The organism is Pseudarthrobacter sulfonivorans (genome assembly GCF_031454915.1).
GTDB lineage: Bacteria > Actinomycetota > Actinomycetes > Actinomycetales > Micrococcaceae > Arthrobacter > Arthrobacter sulfonivorans_C.
Genome location: NZ_JAVDRS010000002.1, coordinates 229423 through 251234 on the forward strand (window position 1 = coordinate 229423; position 21812 = coordinate 251234).

Consider the following 21812-nt stretch of genomic DNA (forward strand, 5'->3'; position numbering starts at 1 on the left):
CACCGATTTCGGGCAGGACTTCGAGGATGCGGTCAAACATTGAGCAGGCCTTCCGAAACGGCTTTCGCGTGGGCGGAGCGGTCGAGTTGGATCTCGTCGGAGATCAGGTACCGGCCACTCTGTGTCGCCGGGTGGAAGCCTGGCCGCTGCAGCTCGCTGAGGTCGAACTGCTCCACAACGCGGCCCTCTTCCATGACCGCAACGTTGTCAGCAATGGCCTTGATGACATTCATTTCGTGGGTGACCACCACAATCGTGATGCCGAATTTCGCATTGACGTCGGCCAGGTACTGCAGGACCGACGCCGTCGTCCGGGGGTCAACGGCCGACGTCGGCTCGTCACAGAGCAGTACTTTCGGCTCGGTAGCAAGAGCTCGGGCAATGGCCACCCGCTGCTTCTGGCCGCCGGAGAGTTTGGCCGGATACGCTCCCGCCTTGTCGCCGAGATCCACGATTTCCAAGGTTTCGGCAGCACGACGGCGGCGCTCCGCCTTCCCGACGCCGGCGAACTTCAGCGACAGCTCCACATTCTCCTGCGCCGTGAGGTTGTTGAGCAGGTTGAAGTGCTGGAAGATCATCCCGATGTCGTGCCGCTTCGTGCGAAGCTCAGCATCGGACAGCGTCAAGAGGTCGACGCCATCCACCAGGATGCGTCCCGACGTGGGGCGCTCGAGCAGATTGATGTTCCTGAGCAGGGTGGATTTGCCCGCTCCGGAAAACCCGATGATGCCTTGGATGGTGCCCCGCTTGATGTGCAGGCTGACATCATCAACGGCCGTGAAGCGGCCGCTTGGCGAGTCGAATGAGGTGCTGACGTTCTGGATCTCAATCACAGGTCATCACCTGATGGGGCTCCGGCGCGGCTGCCAGTCTGTGCGTTCATGAATTCCTCCGGGCTTACCCGAGGAAACCCCGCAGCCCGGAGTCGTGGCTCAGCTTGTGCCGCCCACGACCGGGAACATCGAGGTTCTCCATCGGTCCTGGCAGTAGCACCCGCCCACAGAAAGGAGGGGGTTGCTGCGGCGTCACAAAGCCAGGTCTCTCAGCCGCTCGAGATGGTTACATTAAGAATCTGGCACAGGCCCGCCCCGGGAGCGAAGCCGCACGTCACACGCGGTAACCGGAACGACACTGCAGCTCACGCAATGTAAAGCGGCGCAATCTGGCTCACCGTTTGGGGTCCCCACAGGGAGCCGGCCGGTGCTAGTCTGCGAACATGTCAGATGAACGGGCGACCATCCCAGTTCTGGACCTGAGTACCGCGCGCCAGCCCTACGGTTCCTTCAGCCCGGAATTTATCGACCAGCTGCGGGACGCCGCGCACAGCGTGGGGTTCTTCCAGATCACCGGCTACGGCGCCGCGCCCGGACAGGCCGAGGAGTTGTTGGACCTCCTCAAGCGCTTCTTCAACCTGCCCCTCGAGGAGCGGATGAAGCTGGACAACCGGCTGTCACCGCACTTCCGCGGATACACCCGGATGGGCACCGAAGTAACCCAGGGCAAGGCTGACGCCCGGGAACAAATCGACTACTCCCCGGAACGCGAACCCATCCACGACTACCCTGCCGACCAGCCCTACTGGCTGCTCCAGGGGCACAACCTTTGGCCTGACGAGGCCATGCCCGAGCTCAAGCCGGCAGCCATGGCCTGGGCTGACCTGATGTCCGATGTGGGAATGGAACTCCTGCGGGGCATTGCGGTGGCGCTGGAGCTGCCCGAGGACCATTTCGACGAACCTTTTGGCGACGAACCGGCATGGATGGGAAAGCTGGTGCACTACGTTGGCGGCGTGGTGGAAGCGGCCGGCGACCAGGGCGTGGGATCGCACGCGGACTACGGTTTTGTCACCCTCCTGCTCCAGGACGAGGTGGGCGGGCTGGAAGTGCTGCCACATGGAACCACCGAATGGGCAACCGTCGAGCCCATTCCCGGAGCGCTGGTGGTGAACCTTGGCGAGATGCTGGAGGTGGCAACGGAAGGCTACCTTGCCGCCACGATCCACCGGGTCAAGGCACCGCCGCCCGGCGTGGACCGCTATTCGGTGCCGTTCTTCTGGTCCCCGAGACTGGACGCCGTGATCGACCCCGTGCCGCTGCCGCCCAAGTTGAAGGCCCAGGCCCGGGGCCTCTCGGACGATCCGACCAACCCGATGCTCGCCTCTTTCGGCCTTAACATGCTCAAGGGCAGGATGCGCGCCCACCCGGATGTCACCGAGCGCCACTACCCGGAACTGATGCAACGCTGACGGCCCACCTTATTTAGGCACCTGTTATGCGAGCCGCCCGGCTGCCGGAGGCTAGTCAGAGGTTGTATTTCCACGCCTGCTGGGCGGGGCAGACGTTCATCACCACATCAAGCCCGGCGGCCTTCGCCCGATCGGCAGCGGCCTCGTCAATAACCCCCAGCTGCAGCCAGATGGCTTTGGCCCCGACGGCGATGGCCTGGTCAACCACCGCGCCGACCTTCTGCGAATTCACAAAGCAGTCCACGACGTCGATGGGCTGCTTTTCAGCGGGAATGTCGGCGAGTGTGCGGTAACCGGTTTCGCCGTGAACTGAGTCTCCCGGCAGGTTCACGGGGATGATCTGCATCCCCAGCCTGTCGCGGATAAAGAGCGAGGTGTCGTAGGCGGCGCGCCACTCATTGGTGGTCAGGCCCACGATGGCCCACCGCCCTTTGTTTCGCATAAGGCGCTCTATGACTGCAGGATCGTTGGCGTGGCCCATGATCCAAGCCTACATCGTTCCCACATTCGCCCCTCGTCGAATATTCGAACGACCGAGGCGCCCGCGTGGCGGCGTGAACGAATATTACGTTCCCCGGACCCCGATTTGGCGCAGGGCGTGCGGTTGGGCTGTAGTGGTAGTGACCATCCCGAGCGGCTAAGAGACCTGGATCGATGAAGCCGCAGCATCCCTGGCGGCTAGCCGCCGTCACAGCTGCATCCGTTGAGGCGACCATCCTCGGCACACAGCGAAGGGTGCTACTGCCAGGACCGATGGAGCACAGCCATGACATCAGCAACTTCTTCTGCCACGCCTTTTTCTACCCCGGGTCCCGCCAGTGCCGCATCAGCGGCTGCGTCGGACACCCACCAAGCCACTTCGAACGCGACGGCGATCGAAGCAGGGCTGCGTGACGCGCCCGGCCCTTCCAGCGGCTCATCGGGATGGTCCTCGACCGAGCCCAAGGACGTCGCCGTGCACGGCGCACCGTCCGGAGGGCCGGCGCGTCACAGCAGCACCAACACCGCGCAGCAACGGCAGACAGTGGCGCGGCGCCAGCCAGCAGAGCTGCGCGAAGCCCAGCCGGACAATGTGGCATTTTGGGAGCAGCAGGCGCTCCGTCTGGACTGGGAACAGCCCGCAGGCGCCCCTTACGGCAAGCCGTGGCATACCGCACACCGCCGCGTCCCTGCCGACGCCGCCGCCGGAAAAGGCCCTGAGATCACCTGGTTTGAAGGCGGCAAGCTCAACGTCGCCTACAACTGCGTGGACCGCCATGTAGAGGCCGGCCGCGGCGACAAGGTTGCGCTCTACTTCGAGGGTGAGCCTGGTGACCGCCGCGCCATCACCTACGCCGAACTCCAGCGGGAAGTCTCCAAGGCTGCCAACGCGCTCCTGGCGCTGGGCGTCACCAAGGGCGACCGCGTGGTCATCTACCTGCCGGTCATCCCCGAAACCGTCATCATCACCCTCGCCGTGGCACGGATCGGCGCCATCCACTCCCTCGTGTTCGGCGGCTTCTCCGCCGAGGCCCTGAAGTTCCGCGTAGAGGACACACAGGCCAAGCTGCTGGTGACCACGGACGGCCAGTTCCGCCGCGGCATTGCCGTGCCCGTTAAAGACAATGCAGACGCGGCTGTCGCCGGGGACAACGCCATCGAGCACGTCCTGGTGGTCAACCGCACCACCCCGGCTGACGGGCTCGCTGCCGTTTCCATGACTGAAGGCCGCGACGTCTGGTGGCATGACGCCGTCGGAAGCGCTCCGGACGTCCACGAACCGGAGGCCTTCGACGCCGAGACTCCCCTGTTCATCATGTACACCTCCGGGACCACCGGTAAGCCCAAGGGCCTGGTCCACACGTCCGGCGGTTACCTGACGCAGGCGTCCTGGAGCTACGAGCACCTGTTCAGTAACCCGGATCCGGCCCTCCGGGACCAGGATGTGCACTGGTGCACCGCGGACCTCGCCTGGGTCACTGCGCACACGTACGAGATCTACGGACCGCTCTCCAACGGCGTCACCCAGGTGATCTTCGAAGGCACCCCGAACACCCCGCACCCGGGCCGGCACTTTGAAATCATCGAGCGGTACGGCGTCACGCAGTACTACACGGCACCCACGCTGGTCCGCTCGCTGATGGGCTGGTTCCCGGACGGCGTGCCGGACACCTACGACCTCTCCTCGATTCGCATGCTCGGCACCGTGGGCGAAGCCGTCAACCCGGAGGCGTGGCGCTGGTTGCGCCACAACGTCGGCGCAGGCACCGCTCCCGTGGTGGACACGTGGTGGCAGTCCGAGACCGGGGCCACCATCCTCTCCCCCGCCCCGACGGACACTGACTTCAAACCCGGGTGCGCGGCCCGCCCGTTGCCCGGAGTCAGCACCAGGATCGTGGACGACGCCGGCAATGCAGTGCCGCCGGGCGTCCAGGGCTTCATTGTGGTGGACACCCCCGGACCCGCCATTGCACGCACAGTGTGGGGCAATCCCCGCCGCTACTACGACTCCTACTGGAGCAAGTACGTGGAGCAGGGCTGGTTCCTCGCCGGCGACGGGGCGAAGTACGACGCCGACGGCGACATCTGGATCCTGGGCCGCGTGGACGACACCCTCAACGTCTCCGGCCACTTGCTGTCCACCATCGAAATCGAGTCCGCGCTGGTATCCCACCCGGATGTGGTGGAGGCCGGCGTGTGTCCGGTCGCCGACCCCAAGACCGGGCACGCGATTGTCGCCTTCGTCGTACTGAAGACCGGGGTTTCGACAAGCTCAACCACCGGGGACCAGCTCAAAGCACACGTCGCGAAGGCGATCGGCCCGATCGCCAAGCCGCGCGACGTCGTCGTTGTTCCTGACGTGCCCAAGACCCGCAGCGGCAAGATCATGCGCCGGCTGCTGACCCAACTTTTTGAGGGGACCGCCCTGGGCGACACCACCTCACTCCAGAACGAGCCGGCCATAGCCGGAATCCAGGACGTCCTGCGCGAGCGGACCCTAGCAAAGGAAAATTCATGACAGACATCAGCAACGTGGCCCGTCTTTCTGAGCCGCTGAAGTTCGCCTACTGGGTGCCGAACGTTTCCGGCGGCCTGGTGGTATCCACTATCGAACAGCGGACCGGCTGGGACTTCGACTACAACAAGAAGCTGGCGCAGATCGCCGAGAACTCCGGCTTCGAGTACGCGCTGACGCAGACCCGGTACGCAGCCTCGTACGGTGCGGACAAGCAGCACGAGGCAACCTCGTTCAGCCTGGCCCTGCTGGCCGCGACCGAGCGCCTCAAGGTCATCGCTGCGGTCCACCCGGGAATGTGGCACCCGGGCGTACTGGCCAAATTCATCATCACCGCGGACCACATCTCCAACGGCCGCGCCGCCGTCAACATCGTCTCCGGCTGGCTCAAGAACGAGTTCACCAACTTCGGCCTGGACTGGCTGGAGCACGACGAACGCTATGTCCGCACCGAGGAGTTTATCAAGGTCCTGCGCGGCCTGTGGACCGAGCAGGAGTACAGCCAGTCCGGCAAGTACTACAACATCACCGATTTCACGCTGAACCCGGCACCGGTTGACGTTCCCGGCCGTGCCCACCCGGAGATCTTCTTCGGCGGCAATTCCACCGCAGCCCAGGCCACGGCCGGCCGCGTGGCTGACTGGTACTTCTCCAACGGCAAGGACCTGGAAGGCTTCAAGGAAAACATTGCAGGTGTGGTTGCAGCGTCCGGCGAGACCCGCCGCGGCACTGAAGGTTCACTCCCCGCCCCACGTTTCGGTTTGAACGGGTTCGTCATCGCCCGCGACTCCGAGAAGGAGGCCCGTGACACCCTCCGCGAAGTCGTGGAGAAGGCACACAAGCCCGCAGTCCAGGGCTTCCGCGACGCCGTGCAGGAAGCCGGCGCGTCCACCAAGGACGGCAAGGGCATGTGGGCTGATTCCAGCTTCGAGGACCTGGTCCAGTACAACGACGGCTTCAAGACCCAGCTGATCGGTACCCCGGAGCAGATCGCCGAGCGGATCGTCGAGTACAAGAAGATCGGTGTGAACCTGTTCCTCACCGGTTACCTGCACTTCCAGGAGGAAGTGGCAGCGTTCGGCCAGGACATCCTGCCGATCGTCCGCGAACTCGAGGCCGACCTCGCACGCAAGAACGGCACGGAACTGGACTTGTCCGGAACCCCGGCGAGCACCACGGCAGGGCTGGTGACCGCGTAATGTCTGACCGCAAATTTGGCTTCCGCACCCGCGCCCTCCATGCCGGCGGCACTCCCGACGCCGAGCACGGCGCCCGCGCGGTGCCCATCTACCAGACCACCTCCTTCGTATTCAAGGACACCCAGGACGCCGCCAACCTGTTCGCGCTGCAGAAGTACGGCAACATCTACTCCCGCATCGGCAACCCCACCGTGGCGGCGTTCGAAGAGCGCATCGCCTCGCTGGAGGGCGGCATCGGAGCGGTGGCAACGTCCTCGGGCATGGCTGCGGAGTTCATCACCTTCGCCGCGCTGACCCAGTCCGGTGACCACATTGTGGCCGCCTCCCAGCTGTACGGCGGAACCGTCACCCAGCTGGATGTGACGCTCCGCCGCTTCGGCGTGGACACCACGTTTGTTCCCGGCACCGATCCCGCGGACTATGCCGCGGCGGTCCAGGAAAACACCAAGGCGATCTTCGTCGAGGTGGTGGCCAACCCGTCGTCGGAGGTCCAGGACCTTGCCGGGCTGGCAAAGGTAGCGCGCGACGCCGGGATCCCCCTGGTGGTCGACGCCACCCTGAGCACGCCGTACCTCGTGCGGCCGATCGAACACGGCGCCGACATTGTGATCCACTCCGCCACCAAATTCCTGGGCGGGCACGGCACCACCCTGGGCGGCGTGATTGTCGAAAGCGGCCGGTTCAACTGGGGCAACGGCAAGTTCCCCACCATGACCGAACCGGTGGCCTCCTACGGCAACGTCTCCTGGTGGGGCAACTTCGGGGAGTACGGCTTCCTGACCAAGCTCCGCTGCGAGCAGCTGCGGGATATCGGCCCGGCACTGTCCCCGCAGTCCGCGTTTCAGCTGCTGCAGGGCGTGGAAACCCTCCCGCAGCGCCTGGACGAGCACCTGAAGAACGCGCAGGCCGTGGCCGAATGGCTCGAGGCTGATCCCCGCGTAGCGTACGTGAACTTCTCCGGCCTGCCTTCCCACCCGCACTTCGAGCGGGCGAAGAAGTACCTGCCGCTGGGCCCCGGCTCGGTGTTCTCCTTCGGCGTGAAGGGCGGCCGGGCGGCCGGGCAGAAGTTCATCGAATCCCTGCAGCTGGCCTCACACCTGGCCAACGTGGGCGATTCGCGGACCCTGGTGATCCACCCGGGTTCCACCACCCACCAGCAGCTCAGCCCGGAACAGCTCGAGTCCGCCGGAGTCCCCGCGGACCTTGTCCGTATCTCCGTGGGCCTGGAGGACATCGAGGATATCCTGTGGGACCTGGACCAGGCGTTGACTGAGGCCTCGGACCCGGTGGTTGAGCTTGTCGAAACCCTGGTTTCGACAAGCTCAACCACCGAAACCTGCACGATCGGAGCACGCGCATGAGCATCGAAACCCGGACCTGGGAAGGCCCGTCCGCACCGGAGCGCCTGAACCTGCTGCGCGCAGCCAAGTCGATTGCAATCGTGGGTGCCTCGGACAAGCCGTCCCGCGCCAGCTACTTCGTGGCGACGTACCTGCAGTCGTCCACCCGGTACAAGGTGTACTTCGTGAACCCCGTCGTAAAGGAAATCCTGGGCGAACCGACCTACCCATCACTCGCGGATCTTCCGGAAACCCCGGACATCGTGGATGTATTCCGCAAGCACGATGACCTCCCCGGTGTCCTGGACGAAGCCATCGCGGCTGGCGCCAAAACCCTGTGGCTGCAGCTCGGCTCCTGGCATGAGTCAGTGGCCGCCGACGCCGAGGCAGCAGGTCTGAACGTGGTGATGGACCGGTGCGTGAAGATCGAACACGCCCGGTTCCATGGCGGCCTGCACCTGGCCGGTTTCGACACGGGCGTCATCTCGTCCCGGCGGCAGCTCCTGTCCTGACGGGAGCGATCGTCCTCAGAGCACTATCTTTCCCGAGGTAGACCCTGATTAGCGGCTGAACTTCTTCAGCCAGATTGAACCGGGGCCGGTGTTGCCGGCTCCGGTTTCTTCTGTTGTTGCCGGGTCTGTTGTTATCGGGGCGAGGAATGCTGAGGTCAGGTTGCCAACGACGGCGGGGGCTTCGCTCACGAGCTTGCCCGCCTTTTCGAGCTGGCCGGCCGGGTCACCGCCGGGCGCGGTGCCAGGCTCCCTGTCTCCCCTCGCGGTCCCGTCCTGCGAGGCGCCACGGCCCTTGGTACCGCCGGCGCCGTTCCGGGATGCCCCGCCGTCGGCCGCTGGCTTGCCTGGCGATGCCGCTCCCGGACCCGGATCCTGGCTGCGGCCTGGTCCGTTGTCCTGCGTGGCGCTGCCTGGCGCGTCGGTTTCCGGCCCGGCAGTTCCCGCGTCCGCGGCGGCCGGCCCGGCCGGAACTGACGCGTCCGGCGACCCGGGTTCGGCGGCGGCGGGCGTCCACGGCAGGACGCCGGGGATCCCCGCAATGGTCCAGGACGGCGCCCAGTCCCGCAACAGGTGCTGGACCGAACTTCTGGCATTGGCACTCGGAGCTGAGGCAGTGGCCGCCACTCCCGTGACGCCCAATCCCATGCCCGCGATGACGGCAAGGCTGACTGCAGCAGTCCGGTGCCTGCGGCGCAGACGGTGGCGTGCCAGCTGGCTGGTTGGCGCAGACAGCAGGGCCGCGAGTTCCGCGCGGGGCTCGGGAACCGGCAGGGACGCCAGGGCACCCAGCGACAGCAGCGTGGCCCGGAGCCGCGGGTCGGTTTCGCCGGCGTCGATCAGCATCTCGTCCACGGTACGGAGCAGAGGGCTGGTGCTGGACGTCATGGCATCACATATTCCTTCACTGCGGACTGCTCGCGCAGCCGGATCAAGGCACGGCGCTGGAGCTGTTTCACGGCGCCCCCGCTCTTACCCATAACCTCCGCGGCCTGCTCAACAGTGAGGCCGGCGACCAGGCGCAGGGTCAGGACTTCCCGTTGGTCGTCAGGGAGGACGCCGAGGAGATTATGTACCTCCCGCGGCGAAATTTGTTCCATGGCTTCGTCCTCGGCCGAGGACTCCTCGCGCCCGTCCAGGTCGGGTTCGAACGGGAGTTCAACAGGTGCGCGTCGCCGTCGCCGGTGATCATCCACTATCCGGGCGTGAGCCACCGAGAAAACAAAAGTCCGCAGGCCGGCCAAACCCCCGGTGACCGTCGCCAGCCGCGGCAGGACGGCCAGGAAGACTTCCTGCATAACCGCCTCCGGATCTTCTACCCCGCGGGCTGTGAGGTAGCCCAGAACCTGCGACGCATAGGATCGGTAAACGAGGTCGAAAAGCTCTGGTTCGCGGGCGCGCGCAGACAAAACGTCGTCTGTCAGCGCATGGGTCACGGACGTTGGGCTTTCGATGAAGGGGCTCTGCTTGCCCCGCTAACTTTACCCTCCGGTAACCAAGCTGCCGGCAACAGATCGTGCACCGTTGAGGAGCAAAAAGTGCCGGCCTGGAACATGATGGGGGACAAGTTCCAGACCGGCGCTACACAGAGGTAATCGTTCCGGACCTGCCGGGGGTTACGCCCTGTCACAAAATACTTTGAAAAGTTTTTTACCTCCGGCCGGAGTCACAGACGCCGGCTGGGGACGGGCCCCCTAAACCGTGCCGCGCACGGCATTGAAGTGGGCAAAAGCGCGGACCCGGCTGACGGGCGCACGCTGTACGTCACACGCCGGCTCGGCTGCCGCGGAAGGTACGGCCACGGACCGGGCCGGTACAGGAGCGGGTGCAGGGGTGCGCTGGTCACGAAGGCCGGCGGCGGAAAGATCGGTCACGAGCCCGGTTCCGGCGCACTCGCGGGTGGCGGCGATTCCAGCCGCGACGGCGGACTTGTCAGCGAAGGCCCCGGACACCGCCACAACGCTGCCATCCGGCGCCTTGAGCCGGAACCTGAATAGCGAATCTGCGTCGAGAAAAACTTCAAACATCCCGGCCATAGCAAAAATCCTTCCGGTCGGCGGGGGTCCCTCCTGGTGGCCTCGTTGTCACCAGGTAGGCCCGGACACATTCCTGCGTCATCATCCCGCGGGTCTGGTCGAACGATCTGTGTTGATCAGTTCACCTTATGTTAAAAGTCTGTCGTCCGCGCCTGCAGCCTCACAAGGCCGGCAGGGTTAACCCTGTGTAAATTGCGTCCATCCGCTCCGCGGGACAGCGGCTTACTCCCCGCAAAAGCAGCGGCGGGCCACCCCGAAGGGTGACCCGCCGCCGTCGTAGGCTCCGGTGCGTCAGTCGTTGATGAGGTCGTGGACCACGATGGTCTGGTCCCGGTCCGGGCCCACGCCGATGGCCGAGAAGCGCGTGCCGGAGAGCTTTTCGAGGGCCAGCACGTAGTTGCGGGCGTTCTCCGGGAGGTCCTCCAGGGTGCGGGCACCGGTGATGTCCTCGGTCCAGCCCTCGAAGTACTCGAAGATGGGCACGGCGTGGTGGAACTCGGTCTGGGTCATCGGCATTTCGTCGTGGCGGACACCGTCCACGTCGTAGGCAACGCACACCGGGATCTGCTCGATGCCCGTGAGGACGTCCAGCTTGGTGACGAAGTAGTCCGTGAAGCCGTTGACGCGGGAAGCGTGGCGGGCCAGGACGGCGTCGTACCAGCCGCAGCGGCGGGGACGGCCAGTGTTCACGCCGAACTCACCGCCGGTCTTCTGCAGGTACAGGCCCATCTCGTCGAAGAGCTCGGTGGGGAACGGGCCGGCGCCAACGCGGGTGGTGTACGCCTTGATGATGCCGATGGAACGCGAGATCCGGGTGGGGCCGATGCCCGAGCCAACGGACGCGCCGCCGGCCGTCGGGTTGGAGGACGTGACGAAGGGGTAGGTGCCGTGGTCCACGTCCAGGAACGTGGCCTGGCCGCCTTCCATGAGTACAACCTTGCCCTCGTCCAGTGCATTGTTGAGCTCGAGTGTGCTGTCGATGACCAGCGGCCGCAGGCGGTCGGCAAAGGAGAGGAAGTAGCTGACGATCTCCTCCACCACCACGTTGCGGCGGTTGTAGACCTTCACCAGGAGTTCGTTCTTCTGGCGCAGGGATCCTTCCACTTTCTGGCGGAGGATGGATTCGTCGAAGACGTCCTGGACGCGGATGCCCAGGCGGGCCACCTTGTCCATGTAGGCCGGGCCGATGCCGCGGCCGGTGGTGCCGATGGCGCGGCTGCCGAGGAAGCGCTCTGTGACCTTGTCCAGCACCTGGTGGTAGGGCGCAACCAGATGGGCATTGGCGGAAACGCGGAGCTTGGAGGTGTCCGCGCCGCGCGCCTCCAGGCCGTCGATTTCCTGGAACAGGGCTTCGAGGTTCACCACGCAGCCGTTGCCGATGATCGGAATCGCGTTGGGGCTCAGGATGCCGGCCGGAAGGAGCTTAAGCTCATACTTCTCACCGCCTACGACGACGGTGTGCCCGGCGTTGTTGCCGCCGTTCGGCTTGACGACGTAATCAACACGGCCGCCGAGGAGATCGGTGGCTTTGCCTTTTCCTTCGTCGCCCCACTGGGCTCCTACGATCACGATTGCTGGCATGGGATCCTCCCCCATTCGTTCGGGCCGCACAGTTTCTCCACCGAAGTGGCAGATAGGGTGCAGCACCGTTCATGAGAATGCCCCGGAGGCCACAGCCTGGCTGGGCCGCGTCGGCGGCCAGCCACGCAAGAGTCCGGGGCTCTTACCACCCAAGTTTAGCCGATACGGGACTTTGTCCACTCACGGGGCCGCCCGCGGCCCTTCGTATGCAGCAAAGGACCACGGGCAGACTTCCGGCGACGTACTACTCGCTGTCCGCTTCCTCGCCCGGGCGGGACGTCTGGGTGGCGAGGCTGTCCCAGAAGGAGGTGTCGGCGTCGGCAATCGACCCATCCGCGATGGCGGCCGCTGTGGCCGTCAGCGTGGTCACCGTCTGCTTGATCAGGTAACCGTTGCTGCGGAGACCGAGCGCGTAGCCGTCCAGGTAGTGGTCCGACATGCCCCGCATTTCGAAGAGCAGGGTGGCGATCCCGTACTCCACGGCGATGCCATTGCGGCTGATGGTCTCGGCGCTGCCACCCACATACTTGCCCAAGTGGCCCCAGCCGGTGGAGTCAACGTTGCTGAACACCACGGCGCCCAGCTGTTTGGACTTTGCCACGACGGCCGGATCGGCGTTGGGGGTGGTGGGGTAAAGGATGGATCCCGAGACCAGCTTCCCGTCGCGCTCACTTCGGGTGCCCTGGTGGTGGAGGTCAATCATGTAGTCGATCCTGTACTTGCTCATGACGTTGTTGTGCAGCGCCTGTGTTTCGGGCTGGACCTTGGCCACATGGTCCCGGTTCAGGTCCACTTCCTCGGCGTTGTACCGCGTCATATTGCGGCCTCCCTTGGCCAGGTAGTCGTCCAGAGGGAAGTTGGCGTCCCCCATCGCGCCGTCGGCGTTGAGCATGGGAACAATCAGGATGTTCACTCCATCGAGAATGTCCGCAGACTTTCCGGTGCCCAGGTGCTTAACGAATTCCAGGGCCCCCTCTGTGGTGAGCTGCTCGTTGCCGTGCTGCTGGGTCAGATAGAGGATGGTGGGCTTGGCCGGATCCGAAAGGTATTTCACCAAGTGGATATCCCGGCCCTTGACGGTCTGGCCGATCACTTCCAGCTCCATGGCTGACTGGCGGGCGTCCTGGTCCTTCAGGAAGGAGACCATCTGGTCATACGTTGCCAGTTTGGACGTGGTGATCTGGCCGTTGCCGTCATAGTTGGGTCCTTCGCCCACGGCGTTCGCCAGCGGTGCCGGTGCCGCCACGGCCGCCAGGACCAGTGCTCCGGAAACGGCGAGCGTCCTCAAGGTTGCCAGGGTTTGATTCACTGTGCGTTACCTCTTTCGAGTGCAATTAGGGTGCCACCAGCCGCAACAATCTTGTTGCGACCCGTGACAGCAGCAAACCAAGCTATACGGATTGTGTCAATGCCTGTGACTGGGTCGGCGCTCCTGCCTCATCCGGATAAAACCCCTCGTTCACCGGCGTTTCGCTTTGCGGGACTTGATAGACTGATATAGATCGACTAGGAATCGGTCCACACCACATTTCAAACCATCCCGGAATGGCTGCGTCCCCTTGCGCCCATTTTCCGGATTGGCGCAGCACCGAGCCCCGCAGGAGACTTTGCACTATATGACAGCCCTGGCCCCCGAATCTTTCCGTGAACAGCTCATGAGCCGCCGCTACGAGCCCAACGTGGCCGTCGTCAACGAACTGTGCGATTCCCTGCAGAGCGTCAAGCCCCACACCGAAGTACCCTACGTCGATCCCATGCACGACGTAGACGAGTGCCGCATCATCAGCCTCTACTCCAACATCGGCGAGGCTGACCCGTCCGGCTTCATCACCGCCGGCGACGACGACGCCGCCACCCGTATGCTCGGCATCCAGTGGAAGCTCGGCCTGCGCCCCGAATTCGTGATGCCGTGGAACGTCCACCCGTGGCACACGCCCGGCGAGGTCAACGGCAAGTTCACGCCGGACCAGATCTCCGCCGGCCTCAAGCCGCTGCTCAAGTTCCTCGCCCTGGTCCCCCGCGCCTCGGTCATCGTGGCCCACGGTACCGAAGCCAACCGCCTGGCCAACCTGCTGCTGAAGACCGAGGTGCCCATGATCTGGCGCCGCGGCCTGAAGACCTACAAGGTCCGCTCCCTCAGCGGCCGTGCGTTCGCGGGAACCCCGGCACGCCAAGAGCAGTACCTCGAAGACATGCGCGTCGCCTACACCGACGCCATGGCACGCACCGGTTTGGCCAAGGCCGCCAGCTAGTCCCCACTCCTGACATAACGACGGCGGGCGGTTACCTTTCTTCGGAAAGGTGACCGCCCGCCGTCGTCCGCTTCTTAAACCCCAACGCGGGTCACTTCCGGCCCAAAAACGCTGGTTTATTGGGCGGGAAGTGACCCCGCGTTGCTCTTCACACTACTTGGCCTCGATGGCTGCCTTCGCGGCCGGGTCCGAGTCGTTCAGGAACTTCTCGATGCGCTCGGGCTCTTCGGCTTCACCGATGGCCGCGGATGCACGGCCCAGCGAGTAGAGCGCCCGCAGGAAGCCGCGGTTGGGTTCGTGCTCCCACGGGATGGGACCCACGCCGCGCCAGCCGTTGCGGCGCAGCGAGTCCAGTCCGCGGTGGTAGCCAACGCGCGAGTAGGCGTAGGAATCGATGATGCGGCCCTCGGCCCACGCCTCCTCCGCCAGGACGGCCCACAACAGCGAGGAAGTGGGGTGTTTTTCCACCAGGTCCAGGGCTTCCTGACCTGCATCCAGCTGCTCGTAGACGTCAGTCTCGGCAGGCAGGAGCGTGGGCTCGGGGCCCATCAGGTTCTTGCGGAACTCGTCGGACATACTAGAACGTCTTTCCGGCGGAGCCGAGCTGCTTGGTTGCCTCGACGACGCGGGCGGACAGGCCGGCCTCGGCGGAGGCGCCCCAGACGCGCGGATCGTAGAGCTTCTTGTTGCCCACCTCGCCATCGACCTTCAGCACACCGGAGTAGTTCTTGAACATGTGGTCCACCACCGGACGGGTGTAGGCGTACTGGGTGTCGGTGTCGATGTTCATCTTGATCACACCGTAGGAGACGGCGTCGGCGATCTCCTGGTCCGAGGAACCCGAGCCGCCGTGGAACACGAGGTCGAACGGGCTGTCCTTGCCGAGCCTGGCGCCCACCTGCGCCTGGATGTCCTTGAGGATCTCCGGACGCAGCTTCACGCCACCGGGCTTGTACACCCCGTGCACGTTCCCGAAGGTCAGGGCCGTGATGTAACGGCCGTTCTCACCGGCGCCGAGGGCCTCGATGGTGGCCAGGGCATCCTCCACCGTGGTGTACAGCTTGTCGTTGATGGCGTTCTCCACGCCGTCTTCCTCGCCGCCGACAATGCCGATTTCAACTTCGAGGATCATCTTCGCTGCAGCGGTGCGCTCCAGCAGTTCGCGTGCGGTGCTCAGGTTCTCGTTCAGCGGCTCGTGCGAACCGTCCCACATGTGCGAGTTGAAGATCGGGTTGCGGCCAGCCTTGACTTCGGCCTCCGACGCCGCCAGCAGCGGCAGGACAAAGCCGTCCAGCTTGTCCTTGGGGCAGTGGTCCGTATGGAGGGCGATGTTCACGCCGTAGTTCTTCGCCACTTCGCGGGCAAACGCGGCGAAGCCGAGCGAACCGGCCACCATGTCCTTGGTGGCAGCGCCGGACCAGTACGCGGCACCGCCGGTGGATACCTGGACAATGCCATCGGACTCCGCCTCGGCGAAACCGCGCAACGCGGCGTTCAGCGTCTGCGAGGACGTGACGTTAACGGCCGGAAACGCATAGCCACCGGCCTTCGCACGGTCAATCATCTCGGAGTAAATCTCTGGGGTTGCAATGGGCATGGTGACTCCTATGCTGAGTTTTCGTCTATGGGTTGTGACCCTGGAGTAGACCTCTTACGGCTAGCAACCATCCTAGCCATTTCTCTGGAGCGGCAGTGTTTCGGGTCACGCGGGCGGGTAACACTTTCGCTGACTTGGCCGCCGGGGTGGCACTTCGCGCTAGGACACCGGCTGGTTGAACACGTGCCGGCGGATCCAGGCGTGCATGGCGATGGCCGCCGCCGAGGCCGCATTGATGGAGCGGGTACTGCCGAACTGCTCGATGGAGAGGGTGGCGAGTGCTGCGTCATGGACTTCGGGCGTGAGCCCGGGGCCCTCCTGACCGAACACCAGCACGCAGTCCTTGGGCAGCTCGTAGGTTTCCAGCGGCACGGAGTCCGGGAAGATGTCGATCCCGATGATGGCCAGCCCCTCCCCCTGCGCCCACGCCACGAAATCCTCCACGGTGGGGTGGTGGCGGACGTGCTGGTAGCGGTCGGTGACCATGGCCCCGCGCCTGTTCCACCGGCGTCGTCCGATGATGTGGACTTCCTTGGCGAGGAAAGCGTTTGCGGTGCGCACCACAGTCCCGATATTCATATCGTGTTGCCAGTTTTCGATGGCGATGTGGAAGTTGTGCCGCTTGGAATCGAGGTCCGCCACGATCGCGTCATGCTTCCAGTACCGGTACTGGTCCACCACGTTGCGCCGGTCGCCGTCCGCCAGTAGTTCATGGTCCCAATGGTCGCCGTCGGGCAGCTCGCCGTCCCAGGGCCCGACGCCGACCTCGGGCTTTGGCGCGTATTCCTCCTCAGGCGGTGGAACGGGCAGCGGCGGAGTTTGGGGGTGGTCAGTCACCCTCCAACTCTAGCCGGGGTCAGCCGCCCAGCTTCCAGCGGTTGGCGCGGTAGGAGTTGGCGATCTTCTCGAGCAGTTCCGGGTTTTCATTCCAGTATGTCGAGTGTCCGCTGACGCCCATCATCTGCGGGGTTCCCCATGGCGTAACGCTGAAAAGGTTCACGGCCTGGATAGTCTCGCCGCGGGCGTTGAGGCAGGTAAAGCCGATAACTACTGCCTCGGTCCGGCGGAACTCACGGATTTCCGGGGTGGTGGTTTCGAAATTGCTGGTGCACTTATGACCCACGAGGTGCTGCGGCAATTCGGCGGCGGGCATGGCCGTGAATTTCGCTTCGATCTCCTTGATGGCGGCCCGCACCTTTGCGGGCTCCTTGCCGTATTTGCCCTCTTCCGCCTCGGCGAAGAACGCGTAGGCAAGGGCGATGCCGTCCCCGTCCCTTTCCCCAGTACCCTGAGCCTTCTGCTGCATCGGGGCGCCGGTGACCGGGTCGGTGGTGATCCCGAAGGTGTCATCGCCCGTCCAGGCTGCGAGGTACTGGAAGGATGACTCGCCGGTGACAAAGCGGCTGAACAGCGGATCGCCCTCGGCAGGAATGTTCGCCGGCCCCTGCAGATCGGCCCAGCCCGGCGGGAGCGGGAATGCTCCGGCGGGCACTTCATCGGCGGCAGCAGCGGCCGACGGCGCCGCCTCTTCCGGCGTTGAGCCTTCCGGCGCCGGGCTTTCCTCCGTATTGGACGTTGCCACGGGAGCGGGTGTGTCCTCAGCTTGCGGCGTGGCGAAGGTGGGGATCACCCACGCGAACACCGCCACGAGGGCAACAATCACCACGGCGGCAATGCTGCCGAGAACAATGAACAGGTTCTTTTTGCTGTGCGGGGGCTGCGGGGCTGGCGGCTGCGGAAACTGGCCGGGGTAAGCCTGGCCGGCGTACTGCTGGCCAGGGTATGGCTGGCCCTGCTGTGGAGGCAGCGGGTTGCCCGCAGCATCCCTGGGTGGTGGCGGCGGCGCGCTGTGGTTGTTGCTCATGGCGGTCCCTTTCAGGTGCTGGCAGGCATCCTGCGGTTCGCGCGGTGCCCGGTGATTTCCGACGACGGGGACCAGCCGGCGCAGGCCGGCACGAACAAACCACCGCGGACATCCCCCGATCCGCAGCCGATGGGCACCGTGGTGCCAGCTACGAGCCTAGCCGACGGGCCCGGCAGCCCGGGCCTCCAGCGCCGCCCATGCGCACCTCCGTTGTTTCGTCCGCCCACGCGTGTTCCGGGCCCAAACAATGACAGACTGGACCAGGAATCAGGCACTTCATGTGGAGGTAGACGTGGCAAAAGCAGACCAGGTAGTGGGAAATCCGGCGGTATATCGCAGCGGCCAGGAGATCGAATGCTGGCTGACAGACATGGACGGCGTCCTGGTGCACGAAAACCAGGCCGTCCCGGGCGCCGCCGAACTGATCCAGCGCTGGGTGGACACGTCCAAGCGCTTCCTGGTGCTGACCAACAACTCCATCTTTACTCCCCGCGACCTGGCGGCCCGGCTGCGTGCCTCGGGGCTCGAGATTCCCGAGGAGAACATCTGGACCTCCGCCCTCGCCACCGCCCAGTTCCTCAAGGACCAGGTGCGGGGGTCCGGTTCCGGGAACCGTGCCTACACCATCGGGGAGGCCGGGCTGACGACGGCGCTCCACGAGGCGGGCTTTATCCTCACCGACCAGGACCCGGATTTTGTGGTGCTCGGCGAAACCCGAACCTACTCTTTTGAGGCCATCACCATGGCCATCCGCCTGATCCTGGCCGGGGCGCGCTTTATCGCCACCAACCCGGACGCCACCGGCCCGTCCAAAGACGGCCCCATGCCTGCCACGGGTGCCATCGCGGCGCTGATCACCAAGGCCACCGGCCGGGAACCGTACATCGTGGGAAAGCCGAATCCCATGATGTTCCGTTCCGCTATGAACCAGATCGATGCCCATTCCGAAACCACCGCCATGATCGGGGACCGGATGGACACGGACATCATTGCCGGCATGGAGGCCGGGCTGCACACGGTCCTGGTCCTCACCGGCATTACCCAGCGCGAGGACATCGCTGCCTACCCGTTCCGGCCCAACCAGGTGCTGAACTCGGTGGCGGACCTGAAGAACCAGATTTAGAACACGCTGACCTTCGAGCCGCCGCGGGGCAGCGGGAAGAACTCGTCCATCAGGCCCTCCACGATGGGCCGGTAGACGAGCGGGCTCCAGCCGGGACTGGCGTGCGCCGGCAGCGCCCCGGTGGTCTGACGGTCCGTGGACACCATGTGCGGGTCAAAGGCGGCCGACCAGGCGCTCCTGGCCGCCTGGTACCGGACCGTGCGGTCGTTCGGGTTGCCGATGTACGCCATCCGCGCGCCTCCCAACTGGTCCACAAAACGGTTCCCGTCAAAATGGTAGATGTACGCCGATTCGGACTGGATCAGCACGCTGGACGGCGCGATCGGAGACAGTTGCTCCCACGACTGGTCTATGATCTGGCGCCAGGTCCGCTCGTCTTTGTGGATAACACGCTCCCCCAGCTCGTAGCCGCCCCGCAGTACGGATGGGAAACGGAAGCCGCTCTCGTAAAGGAACACCACGCCGTCGAACCAGCTCTCGTCAAGCACATCGCTCCTGCTGTAGGGAGTGGAATCCAGCAGGATGAACTCCACCTCCACGCCGTGGAGTTCCCGTAGCCGCGCGGCCACCTGCGTGGCCACCATGCCGCCGAAGCTGTGGCCGTAGAAGTAGAGCTTGGTGAGCTTCTTCGCGCGGACATGCTCGATGACGGCGATGACCACCTGGTCGATATCCAGGCCTTGGTTGGAATAACCGACGGCGGCCAGCTGGCCCCGCTTGTTCAGCGCGCCCCGCAGTGCGTTCAGGATCCACTGCGCCTCTTCCCAGCTGGTCTTGAAACCAGGGAAAAGGAACCAGCTGGCATTCGGATAGTAGGCGTCAGCGAAATCGTCCGGAACCTGCAGGATCCTGTTGACCCGCCGCTCAGCCTGAACGCGGCGGGTATACAGCATGTCCGCGGCCAGCACGGCGGAGGCACCCGCCCCCGCCAGGAACCCGCGGCGCGAAAACCGCTTGAGGGCAGCGGCGTCGGCAAGCAGCCGGGCCTGGTGGGTTCCGGGCTGCTCGGGCTGTTCCAGCGGTTCTGCTTCCTCTCTGTACGGCACGTATCTACCGTAGCCACAGGAGAAGCCGCCCCCGCAACCCGGGGCGGCCTCGCCGGCGTCAGTCAGGCAAAAGCAGGCCTCTGCTGGGCATCCGGGACTTGGCTAGGAAAGGCCGAGCTCGTCCTTGCCGAAGGCGAACAGGTAGGGCACGCCGGCCTCTGCCTCGATTTTTTCCTTGGCTCCGGTGTCCCGGTCCACGATGACGGCCACGGCCACTACGTTGCCGCCGGCCTTCCGCACGCCTTCAACGGCGGTCAGGGCGGAGCCGCCGGTGGTGGATGTGTCCTCCAGCACCAGGACCTTGCGGCCCTCAACGGACGGGCCTTCCACCTGGCGGCCCATGCCGTAGGACTTCTGGGCCTTGCGGACCACAAAAGCATCTACCGGCCGGCCGGCGTCAACCGCGGCGTGCATCAGCGCGGTGCCCACGGGGTCAGCACCCATGGTGAGGCCGCCTGCGCACTCAAAGTCGATTCCGGCGTCGTCCGCCAGGGCCAGCATGACCTGGCCCACCAGCTTGGAGGCCTCATGGTGCAGCGTAACGCGGCGAAGGTCGATGTAGTAGTCGGCCTCGGCACCGCTGGAAAGGATCACCTTGCCGCGGACAACGGCAAGTTCCTTGATCAGTTCCAGCAGGCGGGCACGTGCGGCAGCGGCGTCGGCTGCAAGGTCACTGGGGGAAGTCATGGGTTCAAGTTTAGTGGCTCCGCCGTTGCTGACGGCCGCTCGGGACGCCGTGCGAACGCCGGCGCATGTTCGGGCCTGGGTCCGAAGGCGATCATCCGGGGCAGGAGCCGCCGCGCCACCGGCGAATGCCGGACCACAAAGAGGAGGAATGGGGGAACTCCGGTCCGTTTCCCGGCGAACAACGGAACGAACACTACGCGGTGCATAAAGCGTTGGACGGTCTGCAGCACCACGGTGGGCATCCGGCGCCGCCGCTGGACAGCAGCAAGATCCTTGAGCTGCACTCGTCCCCGCAGGAGGCCCGGCGCCAGCCTGGCTGCTGCCGCGACGGCATCCTGGATGGCCAGGTTGATACCCACGCCTCCGGCCGGGGACATGGCGTGGGCGGCGTCGCCGATGCACAACAGCCCGTCCACGTACCAGCGCCGCAGCCGGTCCAGCCGCACATCCAGCCAGTGCAAATCCTCAAGCGAATGGATCGAGTCCACGCGGTCCGCGAGGTCAGGACGCAGTCCGGCGACGCGTTCCCGGAACCGCTCCACCCCCTCGGAACGGATCCGAGCATCCTCCCCCTTCGGACCGAGGTAGCCCACCTGGTAGTAGTCGTCACGGAACAGCGCGATCATCGCCTCGCGTTCCCGGAATGCCGGAACGATGCCCGCCACTGCCCCTTTCTCCCAAGGATGCCGCGGAAGTTTGAACCACCACGTGTCGAAGGGAACGGGGTACTGTTTCGGCTGCAGGCCGGCTGCCCGGCGCAGCACGGAATGCCTTCCGTCGGTGGCCACCACGAGGTCCGCATGGAGTGCACCTTCAGTGGCAGCCCTGCCCGTTCCCGTCCCGTCGGTACCCGCTGCCCCGGAGCCCGTGCCCTCCGAGCCACCACGAATCCGGTAGCGGACGCCCGTGACGCGGCCGCCGTCGAACATTAACGACGTTGCTTCATGCTCCATCAGGAGCGTGAAGGTGGGTTCGCGCGCGGCCTCGCTGGCCAGGAAGTTCAGGAAGTCCCACTGCGGCATCATGGCGATGTAGTTGTACGGGGGCTTCAAGGACGCGAAATCACCGAAGGTGACCAGGCCGGCGCCCGGAATGGGGAAGGCAACGTTGTTCAGCCGGCTCTGCGGAAGTTTGCGGAAGCCCTCCCCCAGGCCCAGTTCGTCGATCAGCCGGATGGTCGAGGCATGCACAGTGTCACCGCGGAAATCCCTCAGGAAGTCGCGGTGCTTTTCGAGGACTGTGACCTGCACGCCTGCACGGGCCAGCAGCAGCCCCAGCATCATGCCCGCCGGCCCGCCGCCAACAACAACGCACCCCGTCCGCTCCATGCACTAACGC

Annotated in this window: 21 protein-coding genes and 1 riboswitch; of the genes, 7 read left to right on the forward strand and 14 right to left on the reverse strand. The window is 65.1% G+C overall.

The genetic code is table 11. The features are described 5' to 3' along the window. Nucleotides 1-32: 32 nt before the first annotated feature. On the reverse strand, nt 33-833 hold the full coding sequence (locus J2808_RS04940; protein WP_309812496.1) for a methionine ABC transporter ATP-binding protein: 801 nt from the start codon (nt 831-833) through the stop codon (nt 33-35). Between the two features lie 135 nt (nt 834-968). Continuing rightward, nucleotides 969-1062: riboswitch (SAM riboswitch) on the reverse strand. 154 nt (nt 1063-1216) lie between these two features. On the opposite strand from J2808_RS04940, the gene J2808_RS04945 reads away from it, so the two are divergent. After that, nucleotides 1217-2245, forward strand: coding sequence for an isopenicillin N synthase family dioxygenase (locus J2808_RS04945; RefSeq protein ID WP_309812500.1), 1029 nt, complete (start codon nt 1217-1219; stop codon nt 2243-2245). 55 nt (nt 2246-2300) lie between these two features. Here J2808_RS04945 and J2808_RS04950 read toward each other — a convergent pair whose 3' ends face one another. Then, nucleotides 2301-2726 (reverse strand): CoA-binding protein, encoded by a 426-nt coding sequence (locus tag J2808_RS04950; RefSeq protein WP_309812503.1) that lies wholly within the window; start codon nt 2724-2726, stop codon nt 2301-2303. 285 nt (nt 2727-3011) lie between these two features. Here J2808_RS04950 and acs point away from each other — a divergent pair, with 285 nt between their 5' ends. From acs to J2808_RS04970, 4 genes are read left to right on the forward strand one after another with little or no spacing between them, the layout of a single operon-like run. Beyond that, nucleotides 3012-5243: an acetate--CoA ligase gene (acs, locus tag J2808_RS04955; protein ID WP_309812506.1), complete on the forward strand. Its 2232-nt coding sequence runs from the start codon at nt 3012-3014 to the stop codon at nt 5241-5243. After that, nucleotides 5240-6439 (forward strand): dimethylsulfone monooxygenase SfnG, encoded by a 1200-nt coding sequence (gene sfnG / locus J2808_RS04960; protein WP_309812508.1) that lies wholly within the window; start codon nt 5240-5242, stop codon nt 6437-6439. The genes acs and sfnG overlap by 4 nt, the downstream gene beginning before the upstream one ends. Continuing rightward, on the forward strand, nt 6439-7800 hold the full coding sequence (locus J2808_RS04965) for an O-acetylhomoserine aminocarboxypropyltransferase/cysteine synthase family protein (RefSeq protein WP_309812512.1): 1362 nt from the start codon (nt 6439-6441) through the stop codon (nt 7798-7800). The genes sfnG and J2808_RS04965 overlap by 1 nt, the downstream gene beginning before the upstream one ends. Beyond that, nucleotides 7797-8291 (forward strand): CoA-binding protein, encoded by a 495-nt coding sequence (locus tag J2808_RS04970; RefSeq protein ID WP_309812515.1) that lies wholly within the window; start codon nt 7797-7799, stop codon nt 8289-8291. Before J2808_RS04965 ends, J2808_RS04970 begins: the two co-directional genes overlap by 4 nt. A 48-nt stretch (nt 8292-8339) precedes the next feature. Here J2808_RS04970 and J2808_RS04975 read toward each other — a convergent pair whose 3' ends face one another. From J2808_RS04975 to J2808_RS04995, 5 genes are all read right to left on the reverse strand, one after another. Continuing rightward, on the reverse strand, nt 8340-9176 hold the full coding sequence (locus J2808_RS04975; RefSeq protein ID WP_309812517.1) for a hypothetical protein: 837 nt from the start codon (nt 9174-9176) through the stop codon (nt 8340-8342). Then, nucleotides 9173-9724 (reverse strand): RNA polymerase sigma factor, encoded by a 552-nt coding sequence (locus J2808_RS04980; protein WP_309812520.1) that lies wholly within the window; start codon nt 9722-9724, stop codon nt 9173-9175. The genes J2808_RS04975 and J2808_RS04980 overlap by 4 nt, the downstream gene beginning before the upstream one ends. A gap of 258 nt (nt 9725-9982) precedes the next feature. Continuing rightward, nucleotides 9983-10324, reverse strand: a complete 342-nt coding sequence (locus J2808_RS04985) for a YegP family protein (protein ID WP_309812524.1) — start codon at nt 10322-10324, stop codon at nt 9983-9985. A 291-nt stretch (nt 10325-10615) separates the two neighbouring features. Continuing rightward, nucleotides 10616-11905, reverse strand: a complete 1290-nt coding sequence (locus J2808_RS04990) for an adenylosuccinate synthase (RefSeq protein ID WP_309812527.1) — start codon at nt 11903-11905, stop codon at nt 10616-10618. 244 nt (nt 11906-12149) lie between these two features. Then, complete coding sequence (locus J2808_RS04995; protein WP_309812530.1) at nt 12150-13214, reverse strand: M14 family zinc carboxypeptidase; 1065 nt, start codon at nt 13212-13214, stop codon at nt 12150-12152. Nucleotides 13215-13521: 307 nt separating this feature from the next. On the opposite strand from J2808_RS04995, the gene J2808_RS05000 reads away from it, so the two are divergent. Then, on the forward strand, nt 13522-14157 hold the full coding sequence (locus J2808_RS05000; protein ID WP_309812533.1) for a uracil-DNA glycosylase family protein: 636 nt from the start codon (nt 13522-13524) through the stop codon (nt 14155-14157). A 153-nt stretch (nt 14158-14310) separates the two neighbouring features. Here the strand turns inward: J2808_RS05000 and J2808_RS05005 are convergent, their stop codons facing one another. The 4 genes from J2808_RS05005 to J2808_RS05020 form a co-directional block, all read right to left on the reverse strand. Further along, a complete protein-coding gene (locus J2808_RS05005; RefSeq protein ID WP_309812539.1) occupies nt 14311-14733 on the reverse strand; it encodes a DUF3151 domain-containing protein in 423 nt (140 codons plus the stop codon). Nucleotide 14734: 1 nt separating this feature from the next. Then, entirely contained in the window at nt 14735-15754 is a 1020-nt protein-coding gene (gene fbaA, locus J2808_RS05010) for a class II fructose-bisphosphate aldolase (protein ID WP_309812541.1), read from the reverse strand. Nucleotides 15755-15913: 159 nt separating this feature from the next. Beyond that, on the reverse strand, nt 15914-16591 hold the full coding sequence (locus J2808_RS05015) for a TrmH family RNA methyltransferase (RefSeq protein WP_397427986.1): 678 nt from the start codon (nt 16589-16591) through the stop codon (nt 15914-15916). 19 nt (nt 16592-16610) lie between these two features. After that, nucleotides 16611-17618, reverse strand: a complete 1008-nt coding sequence (locus J2808_RS05020) for a hypothetical protein (RefSeq protein ID WP_309812544.1) — start codon at nt 17616-17618, stop codon at nt 16611-16613. 280 nt (nt 17619-17898) lie between these two features. On the opposite strand from J2808_RS05020, the gene J2808_RS05025 reads away from it, so the two are divergent. After that, on the forward strand, nt 17899-18741 hold the full coding sequence (locus J2808_RS05025) for an HAD-IIA family hydrolase (protein ID WP_397427987.1): 843 nt from the start codon (nt 17899-17901) through the stop codon (nt 18739-18741). On the opposite strand, the gene J2808_RS05030 is transcribed toward J2808_RS05025, so the two are convergent. The 3 genes from J2808_RS05030 to J2808_RS05040 form a co-directional block, all read right to left on the reverse strand. Then, a complete protein-coding gene (locus J2808_RS05030; RefSeq protein ID WP_309812552.1) occupies nt 18738-19787 on the reverse strand; it encodes a thioesterase domain-containing protein in 1050 nt (349 codons plus the stop codon). The genes J2808_RS05025 and J2808_RS05030 overlap by 4 nt on opposite strands. Nucleotides 19788-19889: 102 nt before the next feature. Further along, the gene (gene pyrE, locus J2808_RS05035; protein WP_309812555.1) at nt 19890-20474 is read right to left on the reverse strand and encodes an orotate phosphoribosyltransferase; all 585 of its coding nucleotides are present in this window, start codon (nt 20472-20474) and stop codon (nt 19890-19892) included. Beyond that, the gene (locus J2808_RS05040; RefSeq protein WP_309812557.1) at nt 20471-21802 is read right to left on the reverse strand and encodes an FAD-dependent oxidoreductase; all 1332 of its coding nucleotides are present in this window, start codon (nt 21800-21802) and stop codon (nt 20471-20473) included. Before J2808_RS05040 ends, pyrE begins: the two co-directional genes overlap by 4 nt. Between the last annotated feature and the right edge of the window lie 10 nt (nt 21803-21812).